This is a genomic window from Plantimonas leprariae (genome assembly GCF_008802405.1).
Lineage (GTDB): Bacteria > Pseudomonadota > Alphaproteobacteria > Rhizobiales > Rhizobiaceae > Plantimonas > Plantimonas leprariae.
On record NZ_VZDO01000008.1, the window covers coordinates 183498 to 199703 of the forward strand.

The 16206-nt window shown below is 67.8% G+C and carries 14 protein-coding genes; 7 read left to right on the forward strand and 7 right to left on the reverse strand.

Annotated features, from left to right (window positions below; all coding sequences use genetic code 11):
* Window positions 1-163 precede the first annotated feature (163 nt).
* The 6 genes from F6X38_RS11670 to F6X38_RS11695 all read left to right on the forward strand — a co-directional run bounded on the left by F6X38_RS11670 (window position 164) and on the right by F6X38_RS11695 (window position 10215).
* Complete coding sequence (locus F6X38_RS11670; RefSeq protein WP_150969995.1) at window positions 164-1651, forward strand: PRC-barrel domain-containing protein; 1488 nt, start codon at window positions 164-166, stop codon at window positions 1649-1651.
* Between the two features lie 188 nt (window positions 1652-1839).
* A complete protein-coding gene (locus F6X38_RS11675) occupies window positions 1840-3084 on the forward strand; it encodes an efflux RND transporter periplasmic adaptor subunit (protein WP_150969996.1) in 1245 nt (414 codons plus the stop codon).
* Entirely contained in the window at window positions 3081-6251 is a 3171-nt protein-coding gene (locus F6X38_RS11680; protein ID WP_150969997.1) for an efflux RND transporter permease subunit, read from the forward strand. Before F6X38_RS11675 ends, F6X38_RS11680 begins: the two co-directional genes overlap by 4 nt.
* Before the next feature lie 174 nt (window positions 6252-6425).
* A complete protein-coding gene (locus F6X38_RS11685) occupies window positions 6426-8231 on the forward strand; it encodes an ABC-F family ATP-binding cassette domain-containing protein (protein WP_150969998.1) in 1806 nt (601 codons plus the stop codon).
* A 233-nt stretch (window positions 8232-8464) separates the two neighbouring features.
* A complete protein-coding gene (locus tag F6X38_RS11690; RefSeq protein ID WP_150969999.1) occupies window positions 8465-9826 on the forward strand; it encodes a DEAD/DEAH box helicase in 1362 nt (453 codons plus the stop codon).
* Window positions 9827-9903: 77 nt separating this feature from the next.
* Entirely contained in the window at window positions 9904-10215 is a 312-nt protein-coding gene (locus tag F6X38_RS11695; RefSeq protein WP_150970000.1) for a polyhydroxyalkanoic acid system family protein, read from the forward strand.
* Between the two features lie 3 nt (window positions 10216-10218).
* On the opposite strand, the gene F6X38_RS11700 is transcribed toward F6X38_RS11695, so the two are convergent.
* A complete protein-coding gene (locus F6X38_RS11700) occupies window positions 10219-10749 on the reverse strand; it encodes a hypothetical protein (RefSeq protein ID WP_150970001.1) in 531 nt (176 codons plus the stop codon).
* A 212-nt stretch (window positions 10750-10961) separates the two neighbouring features.
* Here F6X38_RS11700 and F6X38_RS11705 point away from each other — a divergent pair, with 212 nt between their 5' ends.
* Window positions 10962-11327: a hypothetical protein gene (locus F6X38_RS11705; protein ID WP_150970002.1), complete on the forward strand. Its 366-nt coding sequence runs from the start codon at window positions 10962-10964 to the stop codon at window positions 11325-11327.
* Window positions 11328-11336: 9 nt separating this feature from the next.
* Here F6X38_RS11705 and F6X38_RS11710 read toward each other — a convergent pair whose 3' ends face one another.
* The 6 genes from F6X38_RS11710 to F6X38_RS11735 all read right to left on the reverse strand — a co-directional run bounded on the left by F6X38_RS11710 (window position 11337) and on the right by F6X38_RS11735 (window position 16196).
* On the reverse strand, window positions 11337-13571 hold the full coding sequence (locus F6X38_RS11710; RefSeq protein WP_150970003.1) for a DUF1217 domain-containing protein: 2235 nt from the start codon (window positions 13569-13571) through the stop codon (window positions 11337-11339).
* Window positions 13572-13676: 105 nt separating this feature from the next.
* Window positions 13677-14147, reverse strand: coding sequence for a hypothetical protein (locus F6X38_RS11715; RefSeq protein ID WP_150970004.1), 471 nt, complete (start codon window positions 14145-14147; stop codon window positions 13677-13679).
* The gene (locus tag F6X38_RS11720) at window positions 14144-14497 is read right to left on the reverse strand and encodes a hypothetical protein (RefSeq protein WP_150970005.1); all 354 of its coding nucleotides are present in this window, start codon (window positions 14495-14497) and stop codon (window positions 14144-14146) included. The genes F6X38_RS11715 and F6X38_RS11720 overlap by 4 nt, the downstream gene beginning before the upstream one ends.
* A 58-nt stretch (window positions 14498-14555) precedes the next feature.
* Entirely contained in the window at window positions 14556-14993 is a 438-nt protein-coding gene (locus F6X38_RS11725) for a rod-binding protein (protein WP_150970006.1), read from the reverse strand.
* A gap of 49 nt (window positions 14994-15042) precedes the next feature.
* Window positions 15043-15450, reverse strand: coding sequence for a hypothetical protein (locus F6X38_RS11730; RefSeq protein WP_150970007.1), 408 nt, complete (start codon window positions 15448-15450; stop codon window positions 15043-15045).
* Complete coding sequence (locus tag F6X38_RS11735; protein ID WP_150970008.1) at window positions 15447-16196, reverse strand: flagellar biosynthetic protein FliR; 750 nt, start codon at window positions 16194-16196, stop codon at window positions 15447-15449. The genes F6X38_RS11730 and F6X38_RS11735 overlap by 4 nt, the downstream gene beginning before the upstream one ends.
* Window positions 16197-16206 lie beyond the last annotated feature (10 nt).

Consider the following 16206-nt stretch of genomic DNA (forward strand, 5'->3'; position numbering starts at 1 on the left):
ACCCTCGATCGGCGCGCCGCTCGCCGCGACTTCATCGGGAATTCTCGGATGCGGCGATCGGCGAGGAACCGAACGCCGATGGTGACCTTCTAGGCGCTGAAGGACATCGAGCCGCGCGGCCCGAACGGCGTTCGGATGCGCAACTCGCACGAAGGACGACCTCATGACCCGCACCCTTCTGGTTTCCACGGCGCTGGCCGGTCTGCTGGCGACCACCGCGCTGGCCCAGAACCCCGCTCCCGCCGCACCCGATGCGCCCGCCTCCCGGAGCGCGGCATCGCAGGCCGGCGCCGGGACCTACGCCCGCCAGCTCGAAGCCGGCCAGACGCTCGCCTCGACGCTCACCGGCGCCAGCGTCTACGAGACGGCCTCGCCGGATGCCCGCTCGATCGGCGAAATCCGCAACTTCGTGATCGGCCAGGGCGGCAAGCTCGCCGCCGTCGTCGTCGACACCAGCGGCCTCGACCAGAACAAGACGGTCGCCGCCGCGCCCGACAAGGTGGAATGGACGAAGGGTGACGACGGCAAGGATCGCGTCGTCCTGAAGGCGGCCGCGAACGAGTTGCAGGCCGCACCGGCCTTCATGCCGCAGTCGCCGCAGGACGCCGCGCAGAACGGCGCGGCGCTGCCCGGCTCCGGCGCTGCGGCACCGGCCGGAGGACCGGCCGATGGCGCTGCCACCAACGTCACGGCCGCCCCGACGGCCGACACCAATGCCGCGTCGAACAACGCGGCGGGCCGTACCATTCCGGCGGCGCCGGCTGGGGTAACGGCCGCTCCCGCGCCAGGCTACCTTGCCGCGCTCGCCAACGATCAGAAGCTCTCGCAGGACATCATCGGCAGCAACGTCTATTCCGGCCCCGCCGACGACGCCGCGACGATCGGCTCGGTGAACGATCTGGTGCTGGCGGAGGGCGGCACGGTGCCGGTGGCGGTGGTGGGCGTCGGCGGCTTCCTCGGCATCGGCGAGAAGAATGTCGGCGTCCCCTACGAGATGCTGACGATCCAGCCCGGCGCGAACAGCGAGCCGCGTCTCGTGATGGCGGCGACGCGCGATCAGCTCGCCGCCGCCCCGACCTTCGAGGCGAGCGAACGGAGCGGGCAGAAGGCGGCAAGCGAGAGCAACGCGACGGCGGCCCTGCCGGCAGAGAGTTCGCGCGGAGCCGACACGTCCACCGCCGCGGACAACGGCAACGCCAGCGCGGCGAAGATGAACGCCGATCCGGCCACCACCGCTTCGACGAACCCGTCGAACGATCAGTCGTCGCTGAAGCCGCTGACGGGCGCCGAGCTGACGGCCGAGAAGCTGAACGGCGTCGCGGTCTACGGCCCGAACGACCAGAACATCGGCAAGGTCGGCGACATCGCCCTCACCGCCGACGGCCGCGTCGATGCGGTCGTGGTCGATGTCGGCGGTTTCCTCGGCATCGGCTCGAAGCCCGTCGCCGTCGCGATGGAGAACCTGCAGTTCATGCGCGACACAAACGGCACGATCAACATCTACACGCAGTTCACGCAGGACCAGTTGAAGGCCGCTCCCGAGTTCAACCGCGAGACCTATGCCGACAACCGCGGTTCGATGCGCCTCCAGCCGGCACCTGCTGGCTCCGGCAGTTCGTCGGACGACGATGGAGCCAATCCGGCGCAGTAGGCGAACCATCCCGGCCGTACACGCCACGAGAGGCTCCGCTTCACCCGAGGCGGGGCCTTTTCTTGTCCTATGACGCCGGGCTCGCCTGACGGAAAGTTCATGCGCGTTTCGCGGCGCGCGATGCTAGCGTTCCGGCGTATTCGACGCCGGTTCATGCGGCATTCAAGGTCCGCCCGCTACGGAGCGACATGGCTTTCCTGAAACAGATCGTCGTCACGCTCGCCGTCGTCGTGGGGGGCATGGTCGTCTGGATGATGCTTGATCCTCGCCCGGGACAGTTCATCCTCGGCGCGCTGCCGGACGATCAGGCGGCATTGCGCCGGGCCGTCGCGGCGATCTCTGCCAAGCCGGAGACCGGCGAGAAGGCCGGCGCGACGCCGGTCGAGCGCGGACGCAACCAGCGCCCGACCATCGTCTTCGCCGGCACGGTCGGCGAAGCCGACACGCGCACACAGATGCGCGCCATCGCGACCGGCGAAGCGGAACACTCGGTGGTGGTCTATCCGGACACGACCGGCATCATCGCCACCGTACCGTTGAAGTCCGGCGATGCGGTCGCGTCAGGCGCTCCGCTCGCGATCCTGCAGAAGGATACGGAGGAACTCGCCGTCGATCGCGCCCGCATCGCGCTCGATGCTGCGGACGAGAAGTTGCTCCGCTATCAGCGGCTGGCGGAATCGCGGGCCGTATCCTCCGTCGAGGCGAACGATGCCGTGCGCGAGCGGGACAATGCCCGGCTCGACCTCCGGGCCGCGGAAGTCGCGCTCGCCAAACGCACCATCGTCGCGCCGCTTGGCGGCCGGGTCGGCATCGTGAACGTCGAGCCGGGCGACCTCGTCTCGAACCAGAACGCCATCACCACGGTCGACGACCGCACGCGGCTGCGCGCGATCTTCTATGCGCCGGAAGCCTTCGTGCAGGACCTGAAGGTCGGGCAGCCGGTCGAAGCGGTCGCCACCGCGCGGCCCGAGAACCTCTATCGCGGCACGATCAGCGCCATCGACAGCCGGCTCGACGAGACGAGCCGGACGCTGCGCACCGAAGCCCTGCTCGACAACGCCGCCGACGAGTTGCGGCCCGGCATGTCCTTCGTGATCACGCTAAAGCTGCCCGGCGAACGGCTGCTCGCCGTTGATCCGCTGGCGGTGCAATGGGAGCGCGACGGCGCCTTCGTGTGGAAGATCGTCGACAACAAGGTCGAGAAGGCGCCGGTGCGCGTAGTCGAGCGGTCCATCGACCGCATCATCCTCACGTCCACCGCCGTCAAGCTGAACGATCGCGTCGTGGTCGAGGGCGTCCAGTCCGTCCGCGAAGGCGGATCGGTCGAAGTGCGCGGCGAGCCGCGGCCGCCGGCCGGACCGGCGAACGAGGATGATGGGCCGTCCGCCGAAGCGTCGCCGACCCGCGCCGCGGAGGCGGCGGCCGGCCGATGAGCGCACACGCGCACCACGTCGGCAAGCCGGACGGGCTCACGGCCTTCACCAGCCTGTTCATTCGCCGGCCGGTCCTGACGCTCGTCCTCAACCTGCTCATCGTCGTCGCCGGGCTCGCCTCGTTGAACGCGGTCGAGATCCGCGAACTGCCGAACGTCGACCGCCCGGTGATCACCGTGTCGATCGACTTCGAAGGGGCCGCACCGGAAACCATCGACCGCCAGATCACCAGCGAGGTCGAGAGTGCCGTCGCGCGTGTCTCCGGCATTTCCTCGATCTCGTCCGCCTCGCGCTTCGGCTCCAGCCGCGTGACGATCGAGTTCACGAGCGCGACCGACCTCAACGTCGCGGCGAGCGACGTGCGCGACGCGGTGAGCCGCCTCGCCAACACGCTGCCCGAGGAGGCCGAGGAGCCGCGCATCGTGAAGGCCGACGCGGACGCCGATCCGATCATGCGCCTCGCGGTGCTCGCGCCGGGCATGCCGATCGAGGAGCTGACGACGCTGGTGGAGGACCGCATCTCCGACCAGCTCGCGGCGGTGAACGGCGTCGCCGACCTCCAGCTATCGGGCGAGCGGGAGCGGATCGTCTACGTCGACATCGACCCGGACCGGCTCGCGACGCGCGGCCTGACGGTGGCGGACGTGGCGAACGCGCTCCGCAACGTCGCGCTGGACGTGCCGGCCGGCTCGCTCGCCTCCCCGACGCAGGACCTGATCGTGCGGGCGGACGCGAACGTCACGACGCCGGAAGCCTTCGAGAACATCGCCCTCAACAACCGCACCCGCCTGCGCGACGTGGCGAGCGTGCGCTTCGGGCCGGACGAAGCCGCATCGCAGCAGCGCGTCAACGGCGAGACCGGCATCGGGCTTGGCGTCGTGCGGCAGGCCGGCTCGTCGACGCTCGACATCTCGCGCGGCATCCGCGCCGAGGTCGACCGGCTGAACGGGACGTTGCCGAAGGGCGTCTCGATCCGCGTCACCAGCGACAATGCCGTCTTCATCAACGGCGCGATCCACGAGGTCGAGCTGTCGCTGATCTATGCCGTGATCATCGTCGTCGCGGTGATCTTCCTCTTCCTTCTGAACATCCGCGCCACCCTGATCCCGGCGGTGACGATGCCGGTCGCGCTGGTCGGCGTCCTGACGTTCATCTATCTCGCGGGCTTCTCCATCAACATCCTGACGCTGCTGGCGCTCGTGCTCGCCACCGGCATGGTGGTGGACGACGCGATCATCGTGCTTGAGAACATCGTGCGCCGGCGCGACGCGGGGGCGCGTCCGGCGGCCGCTGCGGTGCTCGGCACGCGCGAGATGTTCTTCGCGGTGATCTCCACCACCGCGACGCTCGCCGCCGTCTTCGTGCCGATCTCGTTCCTGCCCGGCGCGGCGGGCGGCCTGTTCCGCGAATTCGGCTTCGTGCTCGCGGTCGCCGTCGTCATCTCGGCCTTCGTCGCGCTGACGCTCTGCCCGATGCTGGCGGCCTACCTCCTGAAGCCGCACGCGAAGGAACGCGCGCCGGGCCCACTCGCTCGCGCGACGCAGCGCTTCGGCGGCTGGCTCGCCGGGCTCTACGCCGTGACGGTCCGCGCCTGCCTCGCCTTCCCGCTCATCGTCGTGATCGCGGCTGCGGCGTTCTCCTATTCGGCCTACCTCACCTTCATGACGCTGCCGCAGGAGCTGACGCCGTCCGAGGATCGCGGCGTCGCCCTCATGCGCATCACTGCGCCGCAGAGCGCCAGCGTCGACTACACTGCGGCGCAGATGCGCAAGATCGAGCAGGTGCTGCTGCCCTACGTGAAGAGCGGCGAGGCGAGCAATATCTACGCCACCGCCGGCCAGGGCGGCTCGTCCAGCAACGGCTTCCTGGTGATGTCGCTCGCCGACTGGGACCGGCGCGAGCGCACGCAGCAGGAGATCGTCGCCGAGGTGAACCGGCAGCTCGCCGAGATTCCGGGCGTGCGCGCCGTGGCGATCCAGCCGAACTCGCTCGGCATCCGCGGCGGCGGCCAGGGACTGCAGTTCGCCATCGCCGGGCAGAACTACGACGAGTTGCAGGACGCGGCGGCGAAGCTGAAATCCGCCATGGACCGCGACGGACGCTGGGGCCGGGTGCAGCAGGCGGTCGATGCCGCGCAGCCGCAGCTATCCGTGGTGGTCGACCGCCAGCGCGCCTCCGATCTCGGCGTCGACATCGACGGCCTCGCCGAAGCCATGCAGGCGCTGCTCGACGGGCGCGAGACGGGGCGGACGTTCCTCGACGACAAGTCGGTGCCGATCCGCATCGTCGCGACCGGCAAGCCGATCAACGATCCGAACGACCTCGCCAACATCTTCCTGAAGACCGGCGACGGGCGGCTCGTGCCGATGAGCTCGATCGCCAAGGTCGAGGAAAGGCCGATCGCGCCGAGCCTGAACCGCGAGAACCGCTCACGCGCCGTGACGCTTTCGGCGCAATTGCCGGAAGGCTACGCGATCCGGCAAGGTTGGGACGACGTGCAGGCGCTGGCGCGGGACGTCATCCCGGACTCGATGCGCCTCGTGCCGCTGGCGGAAGCCGCGACCCTGCAGGAAACCTCGAACGGCCTCGCGGTCGTCTTCGGCTTCGCCATCGTCGTGATCCTGCTGGTGCTCGCCGCGCAGTTCGAGAGCTTCGTCTCGGCGGTGATCATCATCGCGACCGTGCCGCTCGGGGTCGCCTGCGCGGTTTACGCGCTCGCCTTCTTCGGCGTGAGCCTCAACCTCTACAGCCAGATCGGCCTCGTCCTCCTCGTCGGCATCATGGCGAAGAACGGCATCCTCGTAGTGGAATTCGCCAATCAGCTCCGCGAGGAAGGCATGGGGCTGCGCGAGGCGGTGGAGAAGGCGGCGCTGATCCGCCTGCGGCCGGTGATGATGACGATGATCGCGACGGTGGTCGGCGGCGTGCCGCTGATCTTCGCCAGCGGCGCCGGCGCGGAAGCGCGCGTCGCGCTCGGCTACGTCATCGTCGGGGGCCTCGGCTTGGCCACCTTCTCGACGCTCTACGTGACGCCGGTGGCCTATCTTCTGCTCGGCCGCTTCTCGACCCCGAACGCCGAGAAGACCGCCGCCCTCCACCGCGACATCGCCGCCGCCGAAAGGCGGGCGGCGGAGGGCGAGGTGGGGCATGCGATGCCGGCGGAGTAAGTCAGCGTCTCCCGGAACTCAGCAGTTCCCCGATGTTCCGGACGCCACGCAGCAGCGCCTCGTCTTCCTTATCCGAGATCTCTCGTCGCGTTCGAGGATAGATCACACTGCCACCTGCTAGCGACAAGGCGAACGCCGTTCCTCTCTGAGCCGCCATCCGCTAGAAGCCCGCGCATGGCACTCCCTCCCCTGCTTCGCCTCGACGGCGTCCGGCTGACTTTCGGCGGCACTCCGCTTCTCTCGGGCGTCGAGCTCAACGTCCTGCCCGGCGACCACATCGCGCTGGTCGGGCGCAACGGCTCCGGCAAGTCGACGCTGCTGAAGATCGCCGCTGGCACGGTCGAGCCGGACGGCGGCGAGGTTTTTCGCAAGCCTCAGGCGACGATCCGCTATCTCGCGCAGGAGCCGGACTTCGGCGAGAGCCCAAGCGTCGAAAGCTACGTCGCGGCGGGGCTGGGACCGGCCGACGATCCCTACCGCGTCGCCTTCTGCATCGAGTCGCTCGGCCTCACGCCCGACGCTCGCCCGGCCGACCTGTCCGGCGGCGAGGCGAGGCGCGCGGCGCTGGCCCGCGTCCTCGCGCCCGAGCCCGACATCATCCTTCTCGACGAGCCGACCAACCATCTCGACCTGCCGACGATCGAGTGGCTGGAGGGCGAGGTCGCCTCGCTGCGGAGCGCCGTGGTGATCATCAGCCACGACCGGCGCTTCCTGGAGAAGACCACCAACGCCACCGTCTGGCTCGACCGGGGCGCGGTGCGGCGGCTCGACGAGGGCTTCGGCGCCTTCGAGCGCTGGCGCGACAAGGTGCTGGAGGAGGAGGAGCGCGACCTCCGCAAGCTCTCGGCAAAGATCGAGCGCGAGGAGCACTGGCTGCGCTATGGCGTCACCGCCCGGCGCACGCGCAACCAGCGCCGCCTGGAAGCGCTCCACACGATACGCCAGGAGCGGCGCGACGCCCGCCGCGCCACCGGCAACGTCGTGATGAAGGCGGGCGAGACGCGCGAGTCCGGCAAGCTCGTGATCGAGGCGGAGGACGTCGCGAAGCGCTACGGCGAGCGGCAACTGGTTTCCGGCTTCTCGACGCGCATCCTGCGCGGCGACCGCATCGGCTTCGTCGGCCCGAACGGCGCCGGCAAGACGACGCTCTTGCGGATGCTGATCGGCAAGACGGAGCCGGATGCGGGACGGATTCGACGGGGCACGAACCTCGACCTCGCCTTTCTCGACCAAAAGCGCGCTTCCTTACGCGACGACGCCTCCGTCGCCGACAACCTCACCGACGGACGCGGCGATCAGGTGATGGTCAACGGCGAGCTTCGCCACGTCGTCGGCTACCTGAAGGACTTCCTGTTCTCGCCCGAGCAGATCAGGACGCCGGTCGGCATGCTGTCCGGCGGCGAGCGGGCGCGTCTGCTCCTCGCCAAAACGCTGGCGACGCCGGCCAACCTGCTCGTGCTGGACGAGCCGACCAACGACCTCGACATGGAAACGCTCGACCTCCTGGAAGAGCTCGTCGCGAACTATCCGGGCACCGTGCTCCTCGTCAGCCACGACCGCGATTTCCTCGACCGGACGGTGACGTCCACCGTCGCTCCGGCCGGCGACGGGCGCTGGATCGAATATGCCGGCGGCTATACCGACATGCTGACCCAGCGGCGCGCCGAGGCGAAGCCGAAGCAGGAGAAGCCGCGGGAGGCCGCGCCAACGGCGCCGCCGAAAGCATCTGCCTCCGCGCCGGCGTCGAAGCTTTCCTTCAAGCAGAAGTTCGCGCTGGAGAATCTCCCTAAGGAGATCGCACGGCTGGAGAAAGCGATCGCGACGGCCGAAGCCGAGATGGCCGATCCCGCGCTGTTCGCGAAGAACAACAAGCGGTTCGCCGAGCTTGCCAGCGCGATCGACCGCGACCGATCAACCCTCGCGAAGGCCGAGGACGAGTGGCTCGAACTCGAGATGATGCAGTCCGAATTGCAGGGATGAGCCGAACCGCGATTGACGCGGCGCGCGAAAAGCCCGATATGCGGGCTGCAACGCCGTGACGCGCTGCGCTCCCTCCCATCCGCCAAGCTTCCGAGCCTGACCGGACCCGAAAGGCGAGCGCCTTCGGACGCTTCTCGTCCGACACGGCCCGTGCCGATCCGCCCTCGCGCGAAGACGATCGGCCACCCAACGGAACGCGACAGAGCCGTTCCGCCGTTCACTGAAAGTCCCTTTTGACCCAAGTCCTGTTCAAGGATCTCGGCCTCGCCGACCTCCTTCTCGCCGCGCTTGACCGCGCGGAACTCGTCACGCCGACGCCGATCCAGGCCGAGGCCATTCCGCCGCAGTTGAAGGGCCGGGACGTCCTCGGCATCGCCCAGACCGGCACCGGCAAGACCGCCGCCTTCTCGCTGCCGTTGCTCGACAGCCTGCTGAAGACCGGCCAGCGCGCCGCCTCGCGGCGTCCGCTGGCGCTGATCCTCGCGCCGACGCGCGAGCTCGTGCTCCAGATCGCCGAGACCATCCACAAGCTGTCCGACCGCACCAAGCTGAAGCACGCCACCGTCTTCGGTGGCGTCAGCGCCCGGCCGCAGGCCGAAGCGCTGGCGCGCGGCGTCGAGATCGTCGTCGCGACGCCCGGCCGGCTGCTCGATCTCATGGAGCAGAAGGCGCTGGCGCTCGACGCCGTGAAATACCTCGTTCTCGACGAGGCCGACCGCATGCTCGACATGGGCTTCATCCGCGACGTGACGCGCATCGTGAAGGCGCTGCCGACCGAGCGGCAGTCGCTGCTGTTCTCGGCCACGATGCCGCAGAGCGTCGCCTCGCTCGCCGCCAAGATCCTGCGCGAGCCGGTGCGTGTCGAGGTCACGCCCGAAATCGTCACCGTCGAGAAGATCGAGCAAAGCGCCTGGCTCGTGCCGCAGAAGGCGAAGAAGCACTGGCTCATCCGCCATCTCGCCGAGCCGGGCGTCGACAAGGTCGTGGTCTTCACCCGTACCAAGCACGGCGCGAACCGCTTGGCCGAAGACCTCGGCAAGGCGAACATCGAGGCGCTCGCCATCCACGGCAACAAGAGCCAGGGCGCGCGGCAGAAGGCGCTCTCGGCCTTCCATTCCGGCAAGATGCGCGTCCTCGTCGCGACCGACATCGTCGCGCGCGGCATCCATGTCGACGACATCAGCCATGTCGTGAACTTCGACCTGCCGGAGGAGCCGGAGGCCTATGTCCACCGTATCGGCCGCACCGCCCGCGCTGGCAAGTCGGGCATCGCGGTGGCGCTGGTCGATCCGACCGAGCGCGCCAAGCTGAAGGCGATCGAGAAGCTCACCGGTCAGCGCTTCGACCTCAAGGAAACCGACATCGTCGTTCCAGCGGGATCGGCTTCGGAGGAGCGGCGGCCGCCGCGCGAAGCGTCCGGGCGCGGCCCCTCGCCTGCGCGGGCCCATCCGGGCCGGCAGTCGCGCGGGCCGAACCCGCCGCCGCGTGCCGCCGCGAAACCCGCCGGCGCAGCGGCGAACGCGACCGGCCGGCCGGGCCGCAACCGTCGCCGCCGTCGCACCGGCAGCGGAGCGCCGAAGGCCGCTACGGCCTGAGCAGCCGCGCTCGACATTGCGGCGGCGGATGACCGTCGCCATATCCTCGGCGCAGCATTCGATGCGCCGAGGAGCCGATGAGCGACACGATCAAGATCGACATCCCGCACAAGCTCACGCGGGACGTCGCTCGCCAGCGAATCAGCGAAGGCTTCGGCCGCATGCGCAGCCAGGCGGTCGGCGGCATGCTGAAGTTCGAGGACACCTGGAACGGTGATCGCCTCGACTTCCGGGCGGGCATGCTCGGACAGAGCGTGGTCGGGCACCTCGACATCCTCGACGACCACATCCACGTCGAGGTCGAGCTGCCGACGTTCCTCGCCGCGATCGCCAACAAGATCAAGGCGACCATCGCCCGCGAAGGCCAGGTTCTCCTGGAAAAGAAGTAGGCGCTACTTGGTGCCGCTGGTGAGCACCGCCTTCTCGGCGCTCACCGTGCCGCCCGTCGCATTCGGTACGATCGCGGTGATCGCGCCGAGCCCGGGCAGCACGGTTCCGACCTTGGCGCGCAGCAGTTCGTCGTCGGTCGCGAGGATCGCCTCGTCGCCATAGACCATCACGATCTGGTAGTCGCTTGGGCTCGGTTCCTTGTGCCGGACGATCGCCGGCACGGGCAGCGCCACATCGGCGGCCGGTGCCGCGACAGTGCCCGTGACGATCGGGTCGACGTTCGCCCGCTGGAACGAGGCGATCAGCTTGCGGCTGAAATAGTCCGGATCGTTGACCGAGGTCACGACCGCGAAGACGCAGAACGACACGGACGCCGTGCAGAGCGCTCCCATGAACAGCTTGTCCATGAGCGTCGGTCCGGCGAGCGGCCGCAACCGGTCGGGCCGCGGCATCCGGGGCGCGTCGCGCGTGACGTCGGCCAGCACCTGGCCGAATTCGGTCGGATTCGCGGATCGGCGACGGATGAGGGACATGGGCGACCAGCCGCTAGAGGACCGGCCGAGACTGCGCTTCCGCGGTTAACGGTTCCGTTGCCCTGACGGAAGAAGCAGCCGTTCCCATGAAACAGGGTTAGCGAAGCGTAAAATTGCCTGCATTAACCGTGGTTGCGAAATCGTTAAGCCTGAGATGCCACCGAAGCGCGTTCGGCGATATTATCCGGTCGAGCGAATGGGACGACGGATCCTTGGGTATCTTCCACACCCTCTTTTCCAGGCGATCGCGGGCCGCCGCGGCCGAGCGACGGAAGGCTCGACGAAGCCGGACGCGCCTGCGCCCCGGCAAGCTCCTCGACGCGGACCTGGCCTTCCTAGGCGATTGCGCGATCCTCGATCGTTCGGCGCGCGGCCTGCGCCTGCGGCTGTTCGAGAACCCGGTTGCGGAAAGCGGCGTGGTGGCGGTGCTGGACGAGAACGAAGGGTCGGTCCGCTACGGCCGGATCGTCTGGAGGCAAGACGGCGAGGCCGGTGTCCACGCCGAGAGCGAGCCCGAGCCGATCGACCCGGCCGCGCTCCGCCGTCTCGCCGGTCCCTACTACGCGGTCCGCGACTGACCTTCGTGGTTAGAGAAGCGATGCGATGCCCCCGGAGGATGCCGAACCGCCGGTGAAGAGCTGCAGGATCGGGTTGTTCGCGTTCGACGCGTCGGCATTCGTCACGTCGTAGAGCGCGGCAAAGCGCGTGATGAACTTGTCGAGCTTCGCCGGGTCCTTCAAGTCGGCGACCTTCAGTTTCTTCTCGATCGTCGCGACTTGTTGTGTCGTGTCGAGCTGGGTGAACCCGTCGGGCAGGCCCAGCGCGGTCATCACCACTTTCAGGACGGCCTTGTCGGCGAGAATCGAGGTGGTCGATGTCAGGTCGGCGGCCTTGCGGCGGAAGTAGAGCGCGAGCCGCACGCCCTCGCCGTCCTGATCGCCCGCCTGCGTTTCCATCGTGTTCAGCAGATACTCGTTCTGCGTCTTCAGGCGCAAGGCGCTGTCCTGCACCTTCGCGTCATCGATCTGGATCGTGCCCTCGGCGGTGAAGTTGAACGCCTTCACGAAGTCGACGTAGCGGTCGTAGCCCTTCGCGTAGATGTAGCTCTTCTTGTCGCCGAGATCGCTTGAGATGATCTTCTTCAAGACGTCAGTCGACAGCTTGTCCTTCTCCAGCCCGTAGGCCTTCAGCGCGTAGGCGGTGACCTTGTCGTTGGACACGAAGTCGTCCAGCGAATGGATCGTGCCGAGCGCCTCGACATAGGCCTTGGTTTCCGCCTTCACCACGTCCTTCTTCGCCGTCGTCATCGTGCCGAACGTGGCGGCGTATTTCGTCGCGGTGGCGGCCTGCTGACTCTCGCTCTGCACGACGCGCTGGCCGGTCGGCTTGCCATCGGGATCGAAGTTGAAGGCTGCGGCCAGTTTCTCGAACCGTTCGTCCTTCAGCTTGTTCACGTAGCTTGTCGGATCCGACACGTCGCTCGTCAGCACCGCGCGGACCTTCGACAGCGGCGCTTCGGACGGATCGATGTCGAAGGCCTTCAGGACGTAGTCGATGGCGGTGCGCGTGAAGGTGCTGACACCGCCGCTCGTCTTCACCGTCTGGTTGTCGGTCAGGAGATCGGTCAGCGAATCGACTTTGGTCATCACGACCTTGAACGCCGAGGTCTTCAGGCTCTCGTCCGCCTGCGCAACCCGCTGATAGTTCGCGAAATAAGCGTCCTCGAACGTCTTGGTCTGCGCTTCGGTCTGCGCCTTGCCGGCGGCGGCGTTGCCGCTCGTGTCGAAGCCGAAAGCCTGCCGCAAGGCAGTATACTGCGCCTTGCGGTTCGCGCCGAAGGCGTTCTCGGAGCCGTCGGCGTTCTTCGTCACGATCTGGTTCAGGACGCTGTTCGGGTCCTTCGGATCGCTCTTCAGGATGCTCGTGACGTAGCTCGGCTGCTCGATGTCCGGATCGAGGCCGACGGCGGAGAGCACGTAGTCGCGCAGCCGGTCGTCCGCGACGAGGTCGGAAGCCTTGGTGATCGTGCCGATCTTCGCCTCGAAATAGGCGGTGTTCAGCGCCGCGGAGTGCGGATTGGCGTTGTTGCCGGTCTTGACGTTGTAGTCGTAGACGACGCGATCCGCCTGATCCTTGGTCTGGGCGGTAGCACCGTCGGCGACCTTCCCATCCGCTCCGAAATTGAAGCGGCTCTTCAACGAAGCGAAGTTCGCATTCGGGATCGCCATCCCGTCCTGGTAGCCGCTCGTCAGAAGGACGCGCATCATGTCCTTCGAGACGGTCTTCGGGTCGCCGCCGGCGGCCTCCACGACGACCTCGAACATGGCCGGATCGTTCAGAAGATCGTCGACCGACTTCACCTTCGCGATGGCATCGGAATAGTAGGTCGTCTTGGCCGCTGCGGCCGTGCCTTCCCGCACGCGCTGCTCGGAATAGGCCTCGACCAGGTCGTTCGCCTGCGCCGTGGTCTGGACGAGCTTCGTGTCGGTGGTCGCGATCGAGCCGAAATTGAACGCCGCCGCGAAGTTGCGGTACTTCGAATCCGCCAGCTTGTTGGCGAAGGAGGTCGAGTCGGAGAGATCGCTCTCCAGCACCTTGCGGATCAGGCCCTTGGAGGCGATCTGGTCCTCCAGCCCGTAGGCCTTCATCGCGTAGGAATAGAGGCGGTAGTCGTTCAGGAAATCGTCGACGGAGGTGACGTTGCCGATGTTCTTCGAATAGTAGTCGGCGTCCTTCTTGACGCTTGCCGTCTTCTCCAGCCGCTCCAGCGATTTCGAGATGTCGGTGGCGTAGAGCTTGTAGCCGAGAAGGGTCGAGACCATGCGTCCGCACGCTCCGTAGGTTCGGACGCAGACGCGTCGCGCCCGCGAAATTATCGGATCGTCGTTACCGAAAGCTTAACGCAGCGCGGAAACTGAACGGCGGCGTCAGTTCGACGCCGTCTTGTGCGGGCTCATGTCGTCCTTCGGCAGGAAGTCGAACTGCTCCACCAACACCTCGTGGACGAGTTCCTGCCCGTAGCGCTTGTTGACGCTTTCCTTGATGCGGTTCTTCAGGCCTTCGAGATCGTACTTCTCCGGGTGCTCGAAATCGAAGCCGGAGGTCTCGTAGACGGTCACGAACGCGTCGTTGAGGATGAACGGGTCCGGCGGCGTCGCGAGCTTCGCAGCGCTCTCGCCGTCGATCGTGTAGACGAACCGGGCCAGCACGTAGCCCGAGATCTTGTCCTTCGACACGACCGGGATGGTGATGCCGTCGGTCTTGCGCCAGTCGAGGCCGGCGAAATAGGTCGGGTCCGGCTTCTTCTCGCCGCCCGGATCCTGCATGGACGCGACGACATAGCTGGTGCCGAGCGAGGCCGCGCAGACCCAGAGGCCGATGAGAAGCGTCTTGATCATGCGCCGCGCTTCACGCCGCTGACCGACGAGCCGTAGGTGCCGTCGGACTCGGCTTCCTTCAGCGCGCGCGAGATGATGCCGGAAACCTCGCCGGCCGCCTCGATGTGCAGCGACAGGACACGGCGGTTCTCCTCCAGCCGGCCCTTCAGCGTGCCGAGCCGCTCCTGCAGGGTGCCGGTCAGCGTCTTCGGATCGACGCCGCGCGAGATGCGCGTGAGTTCCAGAAGGCTCTGGTTCTTGCGGTTGCTGACCTCGGAGAGATCGACGACGCGCCCGGCGCGCAGCGCCTCGGTTTCGCCGGCCAGGATGCCTTCGAGCCGGTTGATCGCCTGAATGAGAACCGCTTCCACCTTATCGACCTTTCCTCGTCCGCCGACAGGCGGGAATTCCTGGTACCGCGCGAATCCGTTAGAGCGAGCCGGGCTTGCCGAGGCCGGCGCCCTTGGCGGCCGCATCGGCCTTCACCGCTTCGGTCTTCGCTTTGTCGAGCGCCTCGATCGAGGCGTTGCGCTTCTCGACCATCTCGGCGATGCCGATGCCGCCGGCCGCCGCCATCTCCGCGCCGATCCGCTCGGCAAGCATCGACTTCCAGATCGATCCGGCGGTCCCTTCGCCGAAATAGGCCGAGTCGTCCTTCGGCAGCATCGGCTCGACGAAGCTCTGCAGCACGAAGGCTTCGAACTGCTGCGCCGGCTTCAGCTCGCCGGTCTTCGAGCCGTGCGGGACCATGTTGTAGGGAAGCGCCCTGCCCGCCGGCCCGGCGCGGTCCGTCCGGGATGCGGCGGCATCGGCCTGGCGCTCGCGCGCGACCCGCTGCTCCGTTCCGATGCCCGTGATGGCCGCCATCGCCCCGCCGTCCCGCCGTTCGCGTCGTCCAAGATGTAGCCGCGCCGTCTTATTCGAGGCTTGTGCGGGCGGCCGCGAGATAGTCGTCCAGCGTCGCTGCCAGCGCGTCGCGTTCCTCGCGCCGGGCGGCGACGGTTTCCGCCTCGGCGACCGCGCGCTCCATGCGCTTCTCGATGCCCTGCGCCTCGGCGAATGCCGCGCCGGCCTTGGCGGCAGCGTCGCGGTTGCGGACGATCTTCGCCTCGTTGCGGCGAAGCGCCGAGGCGCGCCCTTCGAGGAAGAGGCCGTTCAGCAGCGACTGCGTGCCGAGGCTCTCGATGATCTCGGCGCTGGCGGCCGCGAGTTCACCCGCCTCGCGGCGCAGTTCCGCAAGCTGCCATTCCGCCAGGCGACGCTTGCGCGCCTGCACGTCGAGCAGCCGCTTCAAACGCTCCGCCCGCTCCCGTTCCGCGCTCAACCGTTGAACACCCAGGTCTGGAAGCTGGCGACGAAGATGCGCAGGAAATCCCCGATGGCCCAGCCGAGCAGCACCATGCCGCCCGCGATCACGAAGGGCAGCGAGATGAAGTAGATCGGGATCTGCGGCGTCATCTTGTTCATCAGCCCCACCGCGAAGTTGACGATCACGCCGTAGACCACGAACGGGCTCGCGATCCGAAGGCAGAGCATGAAGGTCTCGTCGAGCTTGTCGGTCAGCGAGACGAGGCCGGCGCGCGACACGAACCCACCCGCCACCGGCATCGGCCCGTAGGAGGCGACGAGCGCGCGCAGGATTTCGGCATGGAGGTTCAGGGTGAAGATCATCACCGTCGCGGTGAGGGTGATCAGCGAAGCGATGGCCGGCTCCTGGTCTTCCATCGCGACGCCGAAAGCGTTGCCCATGCCGATCGCGTTGGCGACGAAGGTGCCGGCGAACTGCAGCGCCAGCATGAAGACGCGCCCGAGCAGCCCGATCAGTGCGCCGTTCAACATCTCGGTCACGACGAGCTGCAGCCGCATGTCGTCGCCGGACGACTGGACGAGGCCCTGCATGCCCGGCAGCAGCGCCGGCGAGATCACCAGCGACGCGGCCACCGCGACGAGGAGCCGGATCTGTACCGGCATGCGCAGCGAGGAATAGCCCGGCAGCAGCATGAGGCAGCTCCCGACCCGGCAGAAGATCAGGAACAGCGACAGGACGGCGACGGAGGTGTCGGCGTTCACGAGCTTGACC

What these genes read in the sequence shown, in the direction of transcription:
- F6X38_RS11670 (WP_150969995.1), top strand. Translation starts at nt 164, where the DNA reads ATGACCCGCACCCTTCTGGTTTCCACGGCGCTGGCCGGTCTGCTGGCG.
- F6X38_RS11675 (WP_150969996.1), top strand. Translation starts at nt 1,840, where the DNA reads ATGGCTTTCCTGAAACAGATCGTCGTCACGCTCGCCGTCGTCGTGGGG.
- F6X38_RS11680 (WP_150969997.1), top strand. Translation starts at nt 3,081, where the DNA reads ATGAGCGCACACGCGCACCACGTCGGCAAGCCGGACGGGCTCACGGCC.
- F6X38_RS11685 (WP_150969998.1), top strand. Translation starts at nt 6,426, where the DNA reads ATGGCACTCCCTCCCCTGCTTCGCCTCGACGGCGTCCGGCTGACTTTC.
- F6X38_RS11695 (WP_150970000.1), top strand. Translation starts at nt 9,904, where the DNA reads ATGAGCGACACGATCAAGATCGACATCCCGCACAAGCTCACGCGGGAC.
- F6X38_RS11700 (WP_150970001.1), bottom strand. Translation starts at nt 10,749, where the DNA reads ATGTCCCTCATCCGTCGCCGATCCGCGAATCCGACCGAATTCGGCCAG.
- F6X38_RS11710 (WP_150970003.1), bottom strand. Translation starts at nt 13,571, where the DNA reads ATGGTCTCGACCCTTCTCGGCTACAAGCTCTACGCCACCGACATCTCG.
- F6X38_RS11715 (WP_150970004.1), bottom strand. Translation starts at nt 14,147, where the DNA reads ATGATCAAGACGCTTCTCATCGGCCTCTGGGTCTGCGCGGCCTCGCTC.
- F6X38_RS11725 (WP_150970006.1), bottom strand. Translation starts at nt 14,993, where the DNA reads ATGGCGGCCATCACGGGCATCGGAACGGAGCAGCGGGTCGCGCGCGAG.